This window comes from Duganella rivi (assembly GCF_009857435.1).
GTDB classification, from domain to species: domain Bacteria; phylum Pseudomonadota; class Gammaproteobacteria; order Burkholderiales; family Burkholderiaceae_D; genus Rugamonas; species Rugamonas rivi.
Genome location: NZ_WWCK01000002.1, coordinates 663,736 through 680,282, shown reverse-complemented (window position 1 = coordinate 680,282; position 16,547 = coordinate 663,736). Strand labels below are relative to the sequence as shown.

The following is a 16,547-nucleotide window of genomic DNA, read 5'->3' as shown; positions in this document are numbered from 1 at the left end:
CTGTACTTGGTCATTTTCGAAATATCAATTGCGAAAATCACCAAATCCGACTATGTTTCTGTCGCGCGCAGCGCACTAGGGCTTGAGTTTTTCGTCTTCCGCCTGCGCTTCCTCCATGGCCGCGGGCTCCAACTCCTCCGCCGAGCGGTTGAGGTGGATGAACACGCCCCACGCCGCCAACAGCACGCCGACGCCGGCTACCAGCGCGGCCACGTACAGCAATTCGCTGGCGTCGTCGTGCACGGCACGGAAAGTGGCGACCAGGCCTTCTATCGCCAGCGCCACCACAACCACCACGAAGAAACGCGACAAGAAACGGCGTACCCGCGTCGGCGCGCTGATATCGGCGTCGCGCACCACCTCCTCCTCAATAATCGTTTCGGCAATTTGCAGCGCCACCACGGCGGCGGCAAGGATGCCAATGGCCTCGATCACTTCCTGCGCGGCGGACAGGCCGCTGTCCGCTTGCAGCGCGTGCCAGCCCAGCTGCGCGCCGACCACGATCAGGAACAGCGCCGCGGCAGTGAACAGCAGGGCAATCATCCCGTGCACTACGCCAAATGCCAGCATCAGATGTTTCATGCTTCATCCCCATCTTGTCAATGGCCGCATTGTAGAGCGCTACCCGCCGCCAGATAGTGCGCTAGCAGACATTAGAGGAAGATGGCTTGCACGTCGCATGGCATAAACACAAGTTCATAATGTTGCAAATAGAACACAACGTTATCGCTGCCAGTTTTACCTCGCCTACCTTCTATGGCGTCACGCCTGCAAACGCACACGCGCAGCACCGACATTTGCGCGCGCGTGGGCGGCGATGAATTCATTGTTATCGGCACGCAGCTGGAGAACCCGGATCAGGCCTACGACATCGCCAAGAAGCTGCTGGATCAGCTGATCGCGCAGATTCCCATCTCCGGCGCCAACTATGCGCTCGGCGCCAGCATCGGCATCAGCCTCTATCCGATCCACGGCACCAAGCTGGCCGAGTTGATCGACCGCGCCGACAGCGCCATGTACCAGGTCAAGCGCAATGGCAAGAACGGCTACGTGATCTACGAGGCGCGCTAACAAATCCGGCAATCCTTGATGTGAATCAAAGTTTTCGGCCCGGGCCGGATGGGACAATCGCATCCCATGAATAGTGATTTTTACATCAGGGCCTGTCTACAGCAGGCCAAGCCGCGCCTCAGCACCCTGCTTAAATTGATGTTCAGCGAAGCGCTGGCCTTTGGCCAGAAAACGCTGTGGCTGGGCAGCGTGATTGAACTGATCGCGCCACTCGGCTACCCCGAGCGCACCATCCGCACTGCCCTGTCGCGGCTCGCCGCGCGCGGCATCGTCCAGATTGAACGCCACGGCCGCCGCGGCTTATGCCGGCTGACGCAGGCCGCCGCAGAGGCCATGTTGGCGCAGCGCCAGCATCTCAACACGCCGCCGTTTCATGGCGCAGCGGCAGCCGCCTACGCACCGTTCCAGCAGTGCTTCCAGCCGCTGCGGCAACTGCTCAACCACCGCGACGCTTTCAGCGACGAACAGGCTTACATGGTACGGCTGCTGGTCATCCACGGCTACCAGCAATACCGCCAGCGCGCCTTGCAGCCAGCACCGGCCGATCATCAAACCTACGTCGCCCTGTATGCCGGCTGCGCCACGCAAGCGCAGCGTCACACCCTCACCAGACTGCAAGCATGAAGACTACCCTCAGCATCACCACCAAGCGCGATGGCGCCCGCATCCACCGGCTGATCGACGACACCCACTACCCGACACGCACGCGGCAACCCGAAATCCGTCGCGATCCCATGGTGGCAGCCTTGTTTGGCGCAGCCGCAGCGCCGGCAAGCAAGCGTGAAGGAGCGCAGTCTAGCCGGGGTGCACCACCCACATCCACGCGCTCAGCGTGAAGAAGGATGTCACCATGCAGATCAGTAGCGCAGTGGCGCTGCGGTCTGCCTCGCCGTAGGCCTGCGCGAGAATCGGATAGATGCTCAGCATGGGCATGGCCGCCATCAGCAGCGCGGCGGCGCGTAGCTCCTGCGACATCGGCGCGACGCCCAGCAGCGGCAGCAACAGCGTAGCAACCAGCAGCACCGCCAGCGGATGGCCGACCAGCTTGGCCGCCACCAGCGGAATCACGCGCTGCCAGCCGCTGCTCAGCGACAGGCCAAACAGCATGCCGCCAATCGCAAACAAGGACACGCTGCCGCTGGCTTGCGCAAATAAATTCACCGTGCGCACCACGGGCTGCGGCAGCTTGATCTCGGCGAGGCTGATCACCAGACCCGCCGTCACCGCAATCACCAGCGGATTGCGCGCCAGGCGCTGCGCCGATTGCTTGAGCGCCTGTCGCCAAGGCCCGCCGCCGCCATCGCGCGCGTTTTCCGCCATTGCCAGCAGCAGCGGCAGCATGACCAGGTTTTCCACGATGACGTTAAGGCCCAGCGCCACGCCGGCCACCGGCGCCACCATCAGCAGCAAAATCGGGAAGCCGATAAAGCTGCTATTGGAACAGGACACGCCCATCGCAAGAAAGGTGCTGCGGGTGCGGCTCAAGCCACCGAGCCGGCGGCCGGCAAAGTAGGCCAGCGCCAGCATCAGCAGCGAGCCGAAAAGATAGGACAGCAAATACGCCGGGTGCAAAATCTCGCCGATGCGGCGCTGTGCCAGCGCGTTGAAGATCAGCGCCGGCAGCGCCAGATTCACCACGAACTTGCCGAACACTTGCATGTCCGTGCGCGCAAACAGGCCAGCGCGGGTAGCGAGGTAGCCTGCCAGAACCACCAGGTAAATCGGGCCGGTGATGGCGAGGATGTCTAGCATGCGGCGCGGTCGATAATGACGTAGTGCTTGCGCACTGCTTCCACCACTTCAAACACGCCCTTGAAGCCGGCCGGGATCACCATGGCGTCGCCGGGTCCGGCCTCGGCGGCGTAGCCGTTTTCATCGATCACACGGCAGCGGCCTTCCAGCACGTAGAAATACTCGTCCTTGTTGGGCGCGAAAGCGATGCGCCAGCTACCGCGCTCGCAGGCCCAGACGCCGGCGCTGACCTCGCCGCTGGCGTTGGTAAAGTGATTCCAGGTGGTGCGCTGAGGGTTCCCCACCAGGCGCCGCTCCTCGCGCGGATGGTCGTATTCAGGAGCGGGCGATTGGCGGCGGAACTCGGTAATGGAAGGCATCGTTGGTGTGCATCAAAAGCGGGGATGCCGAATTGTACTCATTATTCACACCAGCCCGCATTTACGTGGGCATGGCCGCGCAGATAATCGGCCAGCATGTCGATGAACTTGCGCACCTTGGAGGAGCCGAATTTGCTTTCACGGTGCAGCACGTGCACCGGCAGCGGCGCTTCTTCATAGTCGGCCAGGATGATGTGCAGGCGGCCGTCGCGCACCTGCTCGGCCACCTGATAGGACAGCAGGCGGCTCACGCCCAGTCCGCCCACGACCGCATCGATGGCGGCGTCGTTGCTGGTGACGGTCAGGCGCGGCCTCATGCGCACCATGGTGGGATCGTCCAGCACGCCGAATTTCCACTCCACGCGCGGCGAGATGCCGCTGGCCGCAATAATCGTGTGGCGCAGCAGGTCGGCCGGATGCTGCGGCACGCCGTGCCTGGCCAGGTATTCCGGCGAAGCGCACAGCACGCGGCGCACCTGCCCCACGCGCAGCGCCTTCAGACTGGAGTCGGGCAAGTGGCCGATGCGCACCGCCACGTCCATGCCCTCCTCCACCAAATTCACCACCCGGTCCAGGAAGTACGCCGAGACCTCGACCTCCGGGTACTCTTTCAAGAAATTGACGATGCATGGCATGACGAAAGCCTTGCCAAACAATACCGACGCCGTCACCGACAGGTTGCCCTTCGGCGTGGAATTGATGCCGGCCGCCGCCTCGTTGGCTTCGGCTATACTGGCGAGGATGTGGCGGCTATCGTCCAAGTAGCGCCGTCCCGCCTCGGTCAGGCGCACGTTGCGGGTGGTGCGCAACAGCAGTTTCACGCCCAGTTGCTCCTCCAGCCCCGAGATGGCGCGGGTGACGGCGGCCGGCGACAGGTCGAGCCGCCGCGCCGCACCGGCAAAGCTGTCTTCCTCGCCGACGGCCACGAACACATTCATCAGGTGTATCTGATCCATTCATTGCTCCCAGCGAAATACTGACTTCCATTTGGCGCGTATTCTTGTTTGACGCATTATTTCGCAGAATACAGCCATCGGCAATCAACTTTCCGGCAACAAGCAATTGCTGCAACTGGCAGGCAGCGCTACCATCTAATGTCATCAGGATGCTAACCATGAGGCCGCCATGCTGAAGCGGATTTTCATCACCTTGCTGCTCGGCTTTGCGGCGCTGGCCGCGACTGCCGGGCCCAACGTCCCGGCCACCATCAAGCTATGCGCCAACCACTGGGAGCCTTTTACCGGGGCGGACTTGCCGAACCAGGGCGTGGCGACCGAGATCGTGGTCACGGCCCTGACGCGCGCCGGCTACCAGGTCGAAGTCAGCTTCATGCCGTGGAGCCGCGCCCTGACGCAGGCCTACTACGGGCAAAGCGACGGCGTGGTCGGCATCTGGGCGACCCGGCAACGCCATGAGCGCCTGCTGTTCAGCGACAGCTACATGGACAACGCCCTCTACCTGGTCTACCTGCGGCCGGAACTGAGCGCCAATGCCGGCATCGACAAGCTGGCCGGCATGCGCATCGGCGTCGGCCGCGACTACGACTATAGCGATGGCTTCCTGGAACGCAACCGCAAGCAGCTGGAGCCGGTCGACCGCATCAAGCAGAACCTGCTCAAGCTGCAACTGGGCCGCATCGACATGATGCTGGAGGATAAGTACGCGGTGCAGTACATGGTGGGCCGCTACCCTGGCGAATACCGCGCACTGCCGCCGCTCAAATACTCCGCCGATCCGGTGTTGAAGCTGCCGCTCCACTTCGGGATTCGCCGCGACCACCCGCAGGCCAACGACATCATCGCCGCCTTCAACCTGCAACTGAAAACCATGAAAAAAGACGGCAGCCTGGCCGCCATCCTACGCAAGCTGGAATGAGTAAGACCTACAACCAAGGATTAATGACCTTAACGCCCGCAGCCTCATACGGCCCGGTGTCACGCGAAGCGACAATAAAACCGCGTGCGCTCGCTATGGCTGCAAGGTAGCCGTCCGGCCTAGGAAAGCCGCGACCGGCAGACCGCGCGATTACTGCCAACCGGGAAAATTCACGTGCAGCGTCGCCATCAAATGGCAGAACCTTGTTTCCCAACTGCGCCAAAACACTATCAAGTGCTTGAGTAAGCATCTCTTGGCGTTTGCCCGCCGGGAGTACCTGTATGCCAAATAGGAGCTCGGCCAGCGTTACACTGGACATGTACAACGTTTCTAAGTTCTGCTGGTTGAACCATGCCTGTACGGCTGGATCTGGGTTGGGTTTCATCGCCTCGGAGACGACGTTGGTGTCGAGCAGGATCATTCAAATTTCATCGGCTCGGCAGGCATACTCAGCCTGACTTGTTCCAATGCTTCAACATCCTCATTCGTCAAACCAATCTCGCGGCTCATTGCGGCGAGGGCATCCCCCAGCCGGATGCGCGATTCGGACTTGACTGCGGCAGCGATGATTGCGCGCACCTCTGCCTCAGTGCTGCGGCCATGCTGAGCAGCGCGCACCCGCAATGCGCGGTGCACATCATCCGGGAGATTTCGTATGGTGAGCATAGCCATGATAATCCTCGCTTGCATGCAATGCATTCATCCTATGCCTTTGCATGCAACTCTTCAAGCCAGAAATACAGCTTAACGCACGTCCAGCAGTTCGACGTCGAAGATCAGGGTGGCGTTGGGTGGAATCGGGCCGATGCCGTTTTCGCCGTAGCCCATGCTGGCAGGCACGATCAGGGTGCGCTTGCCGCCGACTTTCATGCCTTTTACACCCTCGTCCCAGCCGGGAATCACCTGGCCGGCGCCCAGCGGGAAGCTGAACGGGCCGCGGCCGACCGACGAGTCGAACTGCGCGCCGTGCTGCTGCGGCGCGTCTTTCACGAACAGCCAGCCGGTGTAATTGACCACGGCGGTGGCGCCGGTGGTGGCTTCCTTGCCCTCGCCGACCACGGTGTCGATTTTCTGGAATGGCTCGGCGTTCGCAACGGCCGATGCTGATGCAGCTTCAGGTGCCTTGGCGCGCTCGCAGCCGGTGATGGCCACGGTCAGGCCCAATACGCAAGTAAACAGCAGACGTTTCAAAATAATCCTTCGCGTGAAATGAAAAAAAAGGCAGCCCTTTCGGACTGCCCTCATTCTAAGCTTTAAACCTTAGATCTTGACGGTGTCCGCTACTTCGCGGAACTCGGCGATCTGGTCGAAATTCATGTAGCGGTAGATGTCGTCGGCGTTCTTGTCGATCACGCCGATGTGCGACATATACTCTTCCTTGGTCGGGATGCGGCCCAGCGCCGAGCATACCGCCGCCAGTTCGGCCGAACCCAGGTACACATTGGTTTCAATGCCCAGGCGGTTAGGGAAGTTACGGGTCGAGGTCGACATCACGGTGGCGCCCTTGCGGATCTGCGCCTGGTTGCCCATGCACAGCGAGCAGCCCGGCATTTCCATGCGCGCGCCGGTGCGGCCCAGCGTGCCGTAGTGGCCTTCGGCGGTCAGCTGCTGCGCGTCCATCTTGGTCGGCGGCGCGATCCACAGGCGAACTGGAATGTCCGACTTGCCTTCCAGGACTTTCGAGGCGGCGCGGAAGTGGCCGATGTTGGTCATGCACGAACCAACGAACACGTCGTCGATCTTGTCGCCAGCCACTTCGGCCAGGGTTTTCACGTCGTCCGGGTCGTTCGGGCAAGCCACGATAGGCTCGTGGATGTCGGCCAGATCGATGTCGATCACGGCGGCGTATTCCGCGTCTGCATCCGGGGCCAGCAGTTGCGGGTTGGCCAGCCAGGCTTCCATCGACTTGATGCGGCGTTCCAGCGTGCGCTTGTCCTGGTAGTTATTGGCGATCATCCACTTCATCAGCGTGATGTTCGAGTTCATGTACTCGATGATCGGCGCCTTATCGAGGTGCACGGTGCAGCCGGCGGCCGAACGTTCAGCCGAGGCGTCCGACAGCTCGAATGCTTGCTCAACCTTCAGGTCTGGCAGGCCTTCGATTTCCAGGATGCGGCCGGAGAAGATGTTCTTCTTGCCCTTCTTGTCGACGGTCAGCAGGCCGGCGCGGATCGCGTACAGCGGGATCGCGTTGACCAGATCGCGCAGGGTCACGCCCGGCTGCATCTTGCCCTTGAAGCGCACCAGCACCGATTCAGGCATATCCAGCGGCATCACGCCGGTCGCTGCGGCAAACGCCACCAGACCGGAACCGGCCGGGAACGAAATACCGATAGGGAAACGGGTGTGCGAGTCGCCGCCGGTACCGACGGTGTCCGGCATCAGCAGGCGGTTCAGCCACGAGTGGATCACGCCGTCGCCCGGACGCAGGGCCACGCCGCCGCGGTTTTCAATAAAGGTCGGCAGTTCGCGGTGCATCTTCACGTCCACCACTTTTGGATACGCAGCGGTGTGGCAGAACGATTGCATCACCAGGTCAGCCGAGAAGCCCAGGCAAGCCAGGTCTTTCAGCTCGTCGCGGGTCATCGGGCCGGTGGTGTCTTGCGAGCCCACGGTGGTCATCTTCGGTTCGCAGTAGGTGCCTGGGCGAATGCCCTTGCCTTCCGGCAGGCCGCATGCACGGCCAACCATCTTCTGCGCCAGCGAGTAGCCCTTGCCGGTATCGGCCGGGTTTTGCGGCAGGCGGAACAGTTCCGACGGCGGCAGGCCCAGCGACTCGCGCGCCTTGGCGGTCAGGCCACGGCCGATGATCAGCGGAATACGGCCGCCGGCGCGTACTTCGTCGAACAGCACGTCCGATTTGACCTTGAATTCAGCGATGACGGCGCCGTTCTTCAGCGCTTTGCCTTCGTATGGACGCAGTTCGATGACGTCGCCCATCTCCATTTGCGTGACATCCAGCTCGATCGGCAGTGCGCCCGCGTCTTCCATGGTGTTGTAGAAGATCGGCGCGATCTTGGTGCCGAGGCAGACGCCGCCGAAACGCTTGTTCGGGATGAACGGGATGTCTTCGCCGGTGAACCACAGTACCGAGTTGGTCGCCGATTTACGCGAGGAACCGGTGCCGACCACGTCGCCGACGTAGGCCACCAGGTTGCCCTTGGCTTTCAGCGCTTCGATTTGCTTCAGCGGGCCGATCTTGCCCGGCTCTTCAGGATTGATGCCTGGGCGCGGGTTTTTCAGCATTGCCAGCGCGTGCATCGGGATGTCTGGACGGGTGGTCGCGTCCGGTGCAGGCGACAGATCGTCGGTGTTGGTTTCGCCGGAGACCTTGAACACGGTCAGGGTCAGGCTTTGCGGTACTTCTGGACGCGAGGTGAACCACTCGGCGTCGGCCCACGATTGCAGCACGGCCTTGGCGCGGGCGTTGCCCTTGTCGGCCAGTTCCTTGACGTCGTGGAAGTAGTCGAACATCAGCAGGGTTTTTTTCAGGCCTTCGGCTGCCACGTCGCCCACGACGGCGTCGTCCAGCAGATCGATCATCGGCTTGATGTTGAAACCGCCCAGCATGGTGCCCAGCAGCTTGGTCGCCAGTTCGCGCGATACCAGCGGCGAGGTTTCCGTACCCTTGGCAACGGCAGTCAGAAAGGCCGATTTGACCTTGGCGGCATCATCGACGCCAGCCGGCACGCGGTTGGTGATCAGGTCGACCAGGAATTGCTCCTCGCCGGCTGGCGGGGCTTTCAGGAGTTCGACCAGGTCGGTGGTCTGGGCTGCGGACAACGGCAGCGGAGGGATGCCAAGGGTGGCACGTTCGGCAACGTGGGCGCGATAAGCAGCTAGCATGAGAGTTCTCGTCAGGTTGATTGCAGGGCAGGCAAGTGATCGACCGCCTGTACTGGGCGTTATTATACCTCAGCAAGTCTTATATAAGACATATAACAGGAGACAGCCCGCTATTTTTGCCACAATCACTTGAGGCAGAGCGCCGTTCCGTATATTCTGTAAGGCAGCCACACCAGCGGGAGTGCTCAAGATGACGGAAATATTGAAGCCCGATCAAGAGGATCAAGCACCGCAGCATCCGACCATCCCCTTCCGAACGCTACTGTACCGGTTTATCTTCTTTGACTGGTTGTTCCGTGACGTCAGTGCCGCCCGCAATCGCTTCGAGCGCCACGCCGCGCTCCAGCACAACAAGTACATGAGCCGCTACCTGCCGGTCTACCTGCGCCGCTGGAGCGTGCTGGCCACCTTCGACTTCGGGCTGGGCTTCCTGTTCGAGCGCGGCTTGCAAGCCACCGTCTGGTCGGCCTGCTTTTTCACCTGGTCGTGCATGACTGTGGTGGGCATGGTGGTTATTTTCGTGGCGTGGGTGTTCCTGACCTTCGGCCGTTTTTCCTAGCTACTTTTAGGAATGCGGTTGACCAACTCCTCGCCGCGCTCGAAGGCGGTGATGCTGTCTATGGTGGTTTGCATGATCTGGCCGATCGCTTCTTCCGTGAAAAAGGCCTGGTGGCCGGTGACGATCACGTTCGGGAATGACACCAGCCGCTGGATCACGTCGTCGCAAATGATGGTGGATGACAGGTCTTGGAAGAATAAGCTGGCTTCCTGCTCGTAGACATCGATCGCCAAGCCGCCCAGTTGGCCAGTCTTTAGCGCTGCGGTGGCGGCCTCGGTATCGACCAGGCCGCCGCGGCTGGTGTTGACCAGCACGCTGCCGCGCTTGGCGCGCGCCAGTGATTCGGCATTGACGATGTGGCGGGTTTCCTCGGTCAGCGGGCAATGCAGCGAGACCACGTCGCTGCTGGCCAGCAATTCATCGACCGGCACGTACCGCCCGCCCAGCGCCTCGAACGCGGCCGACGGATAGCGGTCGTAGCCCAGCACCGTGCAACCAAAGCCGCTCATGATGCGCGCGAAAATGGTGCCGATCTTGCCGGTGCCGATCACGCCCACGGTCTTGCCGTGCAAGTCAAAGCCCATCAGGCCATCGAGATCGAAATTGCCCTCGCGCGTGCGCACGCTGGCACGGGCGATCTTGCGGTTGACCGCCAGCAGCAAGCCTACCGCAAACTCGGCCACCGAATGCGGCGAGTAGTCGGTCACGCGCACCACCGCGATGCCGAAGCGCGCGGCAGCTGCCGCGTCGATGTGGTTGTAGCCGGTTGAACGGGTCGCCACCAGCCGCGTACCCTGCCCGGCCAGGATGGCCAGCACCTCGGCATCGACGGTGTCGTTGACGAACACGCACACCGCCTCGCAGCCAGCCGCCAGCGGCGCACTGGCGGCGGTCAGGCGATCCTCCAAGAAGCGCAGCTCGTGCCCAGCCGTGGCATTGGCCCGCGCCAGCATGGTTTTGTCATAGCGGCGAGCGCTAAATACCGCTGTTTTCATCTTGTCGCCCTTCTCCGAACATCAATTGGAATCTTAGCAACGACATTCTAAGCGAAAGTTACTCCAGTGCGAGCACCGCAATCGAGCGCGGCGCCAGCATCAGCACCGGCTTGCCGTTCACTAGCTTGACGTCCAGCGCGGCTGGCTTCACCGTGTCCGGCGCGGCGAAGGTGTTGACGCTGTCCGCATGGGGCGACGACAGCACTTGGCCGGAAGCGGTACTCACGGTTTTTCCGGCCACGGCCAGCGCCAATTCCACCGGGCGCTTGAAATCGATGTTGGCCAGCGCCACCCACAGCTTGCCGTCGGTGCCGCGCGCCGCCATCGCATCCACGCGCGGCATGGCGTACTGGCCGTGGCGATAGGTGCCGGCCTTGAACGTTGCCGGCAGCAAGGTGGCGTCGTGGAACGGCACGTACATCTTGAACACGTGGTAGGTCGGCGTCAGCACCATCTTTTCCTGGTCGGTTAAGATCATGGCTTGCAGCACATTGATCATCTGCGCGATATTGGCCATCCGCACCCGCGCGGCATGGCGCGCAAAGATGTTGAGGTTGAGCGCGGCCACCATGGCGTCGCGCTGCGAATTCTGCTGCATCAGGAAGCCGGGATCGGTGCCCGGCGTCGGCGCCAGCCATGAACCCCACTCGTCCACCACCAGCGCCACTTTCTTCTGCGGATCGTAGCGATCCATGATGGCGCCATGCTTGCGGATCAGCGCGTCCATGCCCAGCGTTTCCTTGATGAAGCGCGCGTACTCTTCCTCGCCAAAGCCGGTCGCCTTGACCGACGGCGGCCAGCCATTCAAGGTGTAGGAGTGCAGCGACAAGCCGTCGATATTCCAGCTCCACGTCTTGCTGGCCCACGCGCGCATGATGGTCTCGGTGTATTCGGTCTTCGCGCCGTCCGGCCCCACCGCGATCTGGCGCATCTGCTGCGCCGGATTGTAGTTGCGGCTGAAGCGCGAGTAGGCCTTCAGTTCTTCGAGATAGTGCTCGGCACTCATGGCGCCGCCGCAGCCCCAGCTTTCATTGCCGATGCCCCAAAACGCCACCTTGTACGGCGCCGCGTGGCCGTTGGCGGCGCGTTCATCGCCCAGCGCGGTCTGCTCGGCGGTCAGGTATTCCAGCCACTCGGCCGCCTCTTGCCGCGTGCCGGAGCCGACGTTGGCCGAGATGTAGGCCTCAGCGCCAAGCTGGCCGACGAAGTCCATGAATTCGTCCGTGCCAAAGGTGTTGGGTTCAACCACCCCGCCCCAGTTGGGATTGCGCCCGGCGCGGCGCTGGGCAGCGGGACCGATACCGTTGCGCCAGTGATATTCGTCGGCAAAGCAGCCACCCGGCCAGCGCACGTTAGGCACCTTGATGGCCTTCAGAGCCGCCACCACGTCGTTGCGGATGCCGCGCGTGTTCGGAATCGGCGAATCGCGGCCGACCCAGACGCCACCGTAGATGCCGTGGCCGAGGTGCTCGGCGAACTGGCCGAACAAGTGGCGGTCGATGGTGGGGCCGGCAGCACCGGCGTCGATGCTGACCGTAATTTGATCCGCAGCGCCGGCCGGCATTGTCGCCGTCGCCAACACGGTCACGCACGCGATCAGCTGAAGAATTTTTTTCATGGCAGGTATGAGTTGGACGTTATAAAAAAAAGGCCGCTGCCACGCATGGCAGCGGCTAACGACCTCTGCGGAGGCCGGGAGAGACTACAAAGTACAACACTACAAGTACAACAACTACAACTACTACAACAACACCGGTCAAATGCGGCTGGCGTACAGCGCGTGATGGGTCAGGATGTACAAGGTGCGCCGATCCGCGCCGCCAAAGATCAGTTGCAACGGGCGCGCAGGCACGTCGATGCGGCCGCTTTGCTTGCCGTCCGCACCGTAGATGAAGATCTGCCCGTTTGCCACGTACACCTTGCCGTCCGGGCCCACCGCTACGCTTTCGCCACCACGGTCAGCTACCTGCTTCAGATCAGTGATCGCGCCGCCTTCGCCCACCAACCCGCTATAGCTGAGGTTCTGCGAGCTGTTGGCAAACACCACGCGCTGCCCTGGCTGGGCCGGCACGAAGCCGTGGGTATCGAGCGTGTCCGACCAGCGGTAGCCCAGGTGATCGAGCGAGCCGTGGCGGGTGACGCGGAAGGCCGGCAGCACCAGGCTGCCATCAGGGGACACGTACTCGCGGGCTTTCGGCTTGGCTGCGGCGCGCGTGAACATCTCGGCCAGCGTGGTGAACTCGTAGGTGTCCAGGTTCAGCTGATCCTCGAACTCGCCGTTGGCCCAGTAGTTCACCGGCAACGCCACGCGGGCCTGCGGACGCGGCGCCGCTGGCGTCGGCTTGATCACCGAGATCAGCGCGCCCGGCACGCCCGGCTTCAGCGCGTACACCGTGCCCTGCTTGCCGGCGGATGACAACACCATCAAGTTGTCGCTGCCATCGATCGCGAGATTGACCGGGTCGAGCGGGTAGTCGCTCACTGTCTTCAAACCCTCGCCCTGCGCGTAGCTGAAGATGCGCTGGAAGTGTCGATCGATGAAATACAGCCGGCCGGTCGAGTCGACAGCGGCGCCGGCGATCGAATAGAAGCCCTCTTCCAGCTTGTCCACCTTTGCCGGCGCCACGGCAGCGGTGGTTTGCTTGCCGCTGTAGTCCAGCACCGAGAACATGCGCTCGCGCACTTGCAGGCGGTTGGTCACGTCGGTAATCGCGTTCTCGTATGGATACTTGGAGGCGCGCACGTCGGCAACGCAGCCTTCCTCGTCGCAGGTGGGGAAGCCGCTCTCGCCGTTGACGGCGACATTGCGGAAGCGGATATCGCTGGAGTTGGTGATTTGCACCGCCGTCGGCGCTGGCTTCATCGAGCGGGTCACGCGGTAGGCGTGGTAGTTGGCCAGCAGGATGTTCTTCGAGTTGCGGATATCGAGCGATACCGAATCGGCGCCGTCACGTACTTCTTCCTCGGTCTGCGGCGCGTAGAACGACCAGTTTTCCACGCCGTCCAGCACGATCTCGTTGCGGATGTGGTGCTCGGCGGACAGTTCGTACACGCGGCCCGGCGTCTTGGTATTGGTCACGTAGAAACCGGCTTGCGCATGGCCGGCAGGCGACCACACGCCGGTGAAGGTGCCACCGCCGCCATCGGTCACCCAGATGCTCGGGTACTGGTGATCCCACCACGCCGAGGTATCGAAGCGCTCGCTTTTCTTGTACGGATCGGTGGGCGAACCGTAACCCCACTGCAGGCGGATATCGTCCACCAGCGAGTGTTCGCCGGCGCGCCACAGCAACGCTACCGCGCGCGGGTTGACCTCGCCCGTCATCAGGCCGATGCCGGTCACGATGGCGTCGCCGCCGCGCGCGCTTTCCAGCAGCGCCTTGGGCGTGTCCGTGCCCTGGTACAGCGGCGAACCGTTCGGCAGCAGCAAGCGGGTCTGGCCGGGGTGCAGGCCGATCAGCACGGTGTCCGGCTTGAGGCGAATGGTGTCGTTCACCGCGTACAGGCCGAGCGGCAGGTAGACCACGCGGCGGCTGTCGATCGCTTTCTGGATCGCGGCGGTGTCGTCGGTCACGCCGTCGCCCTTGGCGCCGAAGCTGCGCACGCTGGCCCAGTCGGCGGTTGGCGGCAAGGCGCGCAGGATGCGGTCGGTGTTGATCTTCGCCGGCAGCGCGGTGGTGCGATAGCTGGTGTCGAACTGGCCCGGTTCGCCCAGCGCCGACAACTTCAGGCCGTGATTGAATTCGCTGACCTGGTAGTTGCGGCCCTGCCCCGCCAACTGCTTGCCGCTGTCGCGGAAGTGGGCAAACACCGGTACGTTGCGCGCGCTGATGCGCTCGAAGCCGACCTGCGTGTAGGCGTTGTTCTCGTTGCTGATAATGACGCCGGCCTTGGAGACATTCTCCAGGCGCACGTCGTGCCCCCACAGCCAGTCGCCATAGCCACGGTCAATCTCGATGCCGACCGGCGTGTTGCGGATTTCCGTGTTGGCCAGCGTAAGCGCCGCCTCATGTTCGCGGATGGCGGCATCGCGCTGGCCGTCAAACTGCGAGTCGAGCAAGGTGAATTGCCACGCCGGCGAGGTCTTCTCGGCCAGAATGCCGTAGCGGCCGCCGTAGAAGCGCAGGTTGTAGGCGATATTGCCGACCTGGTAGACGCCCGCCAGTCCCGAACCCATGCGAAAATCGATGTGCGACAGGTTGGAGTGCTGCGCCGTGTGCATGCGCACGCCGCTGGCGGCGGGATTGCCGTCGCCCACTTCAAAGTCGACGTTGGACAGCACCGAGTAGAAGGTCGACGAGTTGGCGTCGCGCACGGCCTTGCCCGGCTCGGTGCTGAACGGCACGGCGCTCGGCACTGGCATGGCGACCTTGCCGATGTTGTAGGTATCGGTGCCGGTGAAGATCACCATGTTGGCCACGCCCTTCTGGAAGCCCGGCGTATTCGCGCCCAGCACCAGCACCGGCCGCGTTTTGCCGACGCCGTAGACGCGCACAGCAATCGGAATCAGGATGCTGCGGGTGATGCGGTAGCGGCCCGACGGCAGGAACACCACGCCGCCCGCGCCCTTGTTGGCGGCGCTGTTGATCGCTTGTTGCAGCGCGTCGCTGTCATCGGCAACGCCGTCGCCCTTGGCGCGCGCGATCACGGCGCCGGGGTCGTCGGGCAGGCTTTGGTAGGCCGACACCGAGGCCGGCGCCGCTTGCGCCTCCAGCACCAGCGCCAGCAGCGCTAATGGAATGAATCGGTAATTCAAAAAAGTCTCCTCAATTCTTTAAACGAATAGCGACAGCAGCAGGATGAACAGGATGCCGAAACTGCCGACCAGCGTTTCCATCATGGTCCAAGAGCGGAAGGTGTCTTTCAGCGACAAGCCGAAATACTCCTTGAACATCCAGAACGCGGAATCATTGACGTGGCTGAACATCAGGCTGCCCGCGCCGACCGCCAGCACCATCAGGTTGGGATCGACACCCGAAGTTTGTGCCAGCGGCCCGACCACGCCCGCCGCCGTTACGCCGGCCACCGTGGCCGAGCCGAGGCAAACACGGATCAGCGTCGCCACCGCCCAGCCCAGCAGCAGCGGCGGCACCGGCAAGCTCGCCAGTTGGGCGCCCATCTGCGCGCTGATGCCGGATTCGGTCAGCACCTGCTTCAGGCCGCCAGCGCCAGCAATGATCAGCAGGATGGGGGCGATCTCGCGCAGTGCTTCCTGCGCCGACGCCATCACCTGCGGCAAAGTCTGACCACGGCTAAGCCCCAGCGTAAAAATCGCCACGCCGTACGAGGCCAGCATCACCACCATCGGGTTGGAATAGAAAGCCAGCGACTGCGTCAGTTCGGGATGCAGCAAGGTGGTCAAGGTCAACGCGCCCAGCAGTACGACCGGCAGCAGCGCAGTAAAGAAACTGGCGAACGCGCCCGGCAACTCGTGATCGGGCTTGGGCTCGCTGCGGAAGATGGCGGCCGGCTCGGCACGGATATTTTTCAGCGTCATCGCAAACACCGGGCCGGCGATGATCAGCGTGGGAATGGCCACGATCATGCCGTACAACAGCGTCTTGCCCATGTCCGCGTGCACCGCCGCCACCAGCGCGGTCGGCGACGGGTGCGGCGGCAGGAAGCCGTGCGCAATCGACAGGCCCGCCAGCAGCGGCATGCCCAGCGCCACCGCCGGCCGCCCCGACTGGTACACCAGCGAGAAGATCAGCGGAATCATCAACACGAAACCAACGTTGTAGTACAGCGGCAGGCCGACCACGAAACCGGTGACGGTCATGGCGATCGGCATGCGCTTCGGGCCCATGCTATCGATCAGGCTGATGGCGATGCGCCGCGCGGCGCCGCTGTCGGCAATCAGCTTGCCGAACACGGCGCCGACGCAAATCACCACCACCAGCGAACCAAGCAAATCTCCGATGCCCTTGTCGATGACGGTCGGAATCTTGGCCAGCGGCACGCCCAGCATCAAGGCGGCGGCCATGGCAGCCAACACGAATGCGAGGAGCGGCTGAACCTTGCCCCACGCGATCATGATGGTCAACAGGCCGACCGCCAGCAGTACGGAAAACAGATTCCACACAGCTGGCT

17 protein-coding genes are annotated in these 16,547 nt (G+C 62.8%); 5 read left to right on the top strand and 12 right to left on the bottom strand.

Going from position 1 to position 16,547, the window contains the following annotated elements:
• Positions 1-75: 75 nt before the first annotated feature.
• Positions 76-582, bottom strand: coding sequence for a hypothetical protein (locus tag GTP45_RS07705; protein WP_161013263.1), 507 nt, complete (start codon positions 580-582; stop codon positions 76-78).
• 174 nt (positions 583-756) lie between these two features.
• Between GTP45_RS07705 and GTP45_RS07700 the strand changes: the two genes are divergently transcribed.
• From GTP45_RS07700 to GTP45_RS27925, 3 genes are all read left to right on the top strand, one after another.
• Entirely contained in the window at positions 757-1,071 is a 315-nt protein-coding gene (locus tag GTP45_RS07700; RefSeq protein ID WP_161013262.1) for a diguanylate cyclase domain-containing protein, read from the top strand.
• Between the two features lie 66 nt (positions 1,072-1,137).
• Positions 1,138-1,695 (top strand): hypothetical protein, encoded by a 558-nt coding sequence (locus tag GTP45_RS07695; protein WP_161013261.1) that lies wholly within the window; start codon positions 1,138-1,140, stop codon positions 1,693-1,695.
• Positions 1,692-1,907, top strand: a complete 216-nt coding sequence (locus GTP45_RS27925) for a hypothetical protein (RefSeq protein WP_166454541.1) — start codon at positions 1,692-1,694, stop codon at positions 1,905-1,907. The genes GTP45_RS07695 and GTP45_RS27925 overlap by 4 nt, the downstream gene beginning before the upstream one ends.
• On the opposite strand, the gene GTP45_RS07690 is transcribed toward GTP45_RS27925, so the two are convergent.
• Genes GTP45_RS07690 through GTP45_RS07680 form a run of 3 tightly spaced genes read right to left on the bottom strand, consistent with a single transcriptional unit; the run spans position 1,867 to position 4,138 of the window.
• On the bottom strand, positions 1,867-2,823 hold the full coding sequence (locus GTP45_RS07690) for an AEC family transporter (protein WP_161013260.1): 957 nt from the start codon (positions 2,821-2,823) through the stop codon (positions 1,867-1,869). The genes GTP45_RS27925 and GTP45_RS07690 overlap by 41 nt on opposite strands.
• A complete protein-coding gene (locus GTP45_RS07685; RefSeq protein ID WP_161013259.1) occupies positions 2,817-3,182 on the bottom strand; it encodes a cupin domain-containing protein in 366 nt (121 codons plus the stop codon). Before GTP45_RS07685 ends, GTP45_RS07690 begins: the two co-directional genes overlap by 7 nt.
• Before the next feature lie 41 nt (positions 3,183-3,223).
• A complete protein-coding gene (locus tag GTP45_RS07680) occupies positions 3,224-4,138 on the bottom strand; it encodes a LysR family transcriptional regulator (RefSeq protein ID WP_161013258.1) in 915 nt (304 codons plus the stop codon).
• A 169-nt stretch (positions 4,139-4,307) separates the two neighbouring features.
• Between GTP45_RS07680 and GTP45_RS07675 the strand changes: the two genes are divergently transcribed.
• Positions 4,308-5,057, top strand: coding sequence for a substrate-binding periplasmic protein (locus tag GTP45_RS07675; RefSeq protein WP_161013257.1), 750 nt, complete (start codon positions 4,308-4,310; stop codon positions 5,055-5,057).
• 7 nt (positions 5,058-5,064) lie between these two features.
• On the opposite strand, the gene GTP45_RS07670 is transcribed toward GTP45_RS07675, so the two are convergent.
• The 4 genes from GTP45_RS07670 to acnB all read right to left on the bottom strand — a co-directional run bounded on the left by GTP45_RS07670 (position 5,065) and on the right by acnB (position 8,903).
• The gene (locus GTP45_RS07670; RefSeq protein WP_161013256.1) at positions 5,065-5,478 is read right to left on the bottom strand and encodes a type II toxin-antitoxin system VapC family toxin; all 414 of its coding nucleotides are present in this window, start codon (positions 5,476-5,478) and stop codon (positions 5,065-5,067) included.
• Positions 5,475-5,729: a FitA-like ribbon-helix-helix domain-containing protein gene (locus GTP45_RS07665; protein ID WP_161013255.1), complete on the bottom strand. Its 255-nt coding sequence runs from the start codon at positions 5,727-5,729 to the stop codon at positions 5,475-5,477. The genes GTP45_RS07670 and GTP45_RS07665 overlap by 4 nt, the downstream gene beginning before the upstream one ends.
• A 72-nt stretch (positions 5,730-5,801) precedes the next feature.
• Positions 5,802-6,248 carry an FKBP-type peptidyl-prolyl cis-trans isomerase gene (locus GTP45_RS07660; RefSeq protein WP_217363315.1) on the bottom strand — a complete coding sequence of 149 codons (447 nt, stop codon included), beginning with the start codon at positions 6,246-6,248 and terminating at the stop codon, positions 5,802-5,804.
• Positions 6,249-6,317: 69 nt separating this feature from the next.
• Complete coding sequence (acnB, locus tag GTP45_RS07655) at positions 6,318-8,903, bottom strand: bifunctional aconitate hydratase 2/2-methylisocitrate dehydratase (RefSeq protein ID WP_161013253.1); 2,586 nt, start codon at positions 8,901-8,903, stop codon at positions 6,318-6,320.
• Between the two features lie 190 nt (positions 8,904-9,093).
• Here acnB and GTP45_RS07650 point away from each other — a divergent pair, with 190 nt between their 5' ends.
• Positions 9,094-9,462 (top strand): hypothetical protein, encoded by a 369-nt coding sequence (locus GTP45_RS07650; RefSeq protein WP_161013252.1) that lies wholly within the window; start codon positions 9,094-9,096, stop codon positions 9,460-9,462.
• On the opposite strand, the gene GTP45_RS07645 is transcribed toward GTP45_RS07650, so the two are convergent.
• The 4 genes from GTP45_RS07645 to GTP45_RS07630 form a co-directional block, all read right to left on the bottom strand.
• On the bottom strand, positions 9,459-10,457 hold the full coding sequence (locus GTP45_RS07645; protein ID WP_161013251.1) for a 2-hydroxyacid dehydrogenase: 999 nt from the start codon (positions 10,455-10,457) through the stop codon (positions 9,459-9,461). The two genes, GTP45_RS07650 and GTP45_RS07645, sit on opposite strands and share 4 nt — an antisense overlap.
• Before the next feature lie 58 nt (positions 10,458-10,515).
• A complete protein-coding gene (locus GTP45_RS07640) occupies positions 10,516-12,075 on the bottom strand; it encodes an alpha-N-arabinofuranosidase (protein WP_161013250.1) in 1,560 nt (519 codons plus the stop codon).
• A gap of 138 nt (positions 12,076-12,213) precedes the next feature.
• Positions 12,214-15,213: a glycoside hydrolase family 55 protein gene (locus GTP45_RS07635; RefSeq protein WP_161013249.1), complete on the bottom strand. Its 3,000-nt coding sequence runs from the start codon at positions 15,211-15,213 to the stop codon at positions 12,214-12,216.
• Positions 15,214-15,231: 18 nt separating this feature from the next.
• Positions 15,232-16,539: a GntT/GntP/DsdX family permease gene (locus tag GTP45_RS07630; protein ID WP_371874417.1), complete on the bottom strand. Its 1,308-nt coding sequence runs from the start codon at positions 16,537-16,539 to the stop codon at positions 15,232-15,234.
• Positions 16,540-16,547 lie beyond the last annotated feature (8 nt).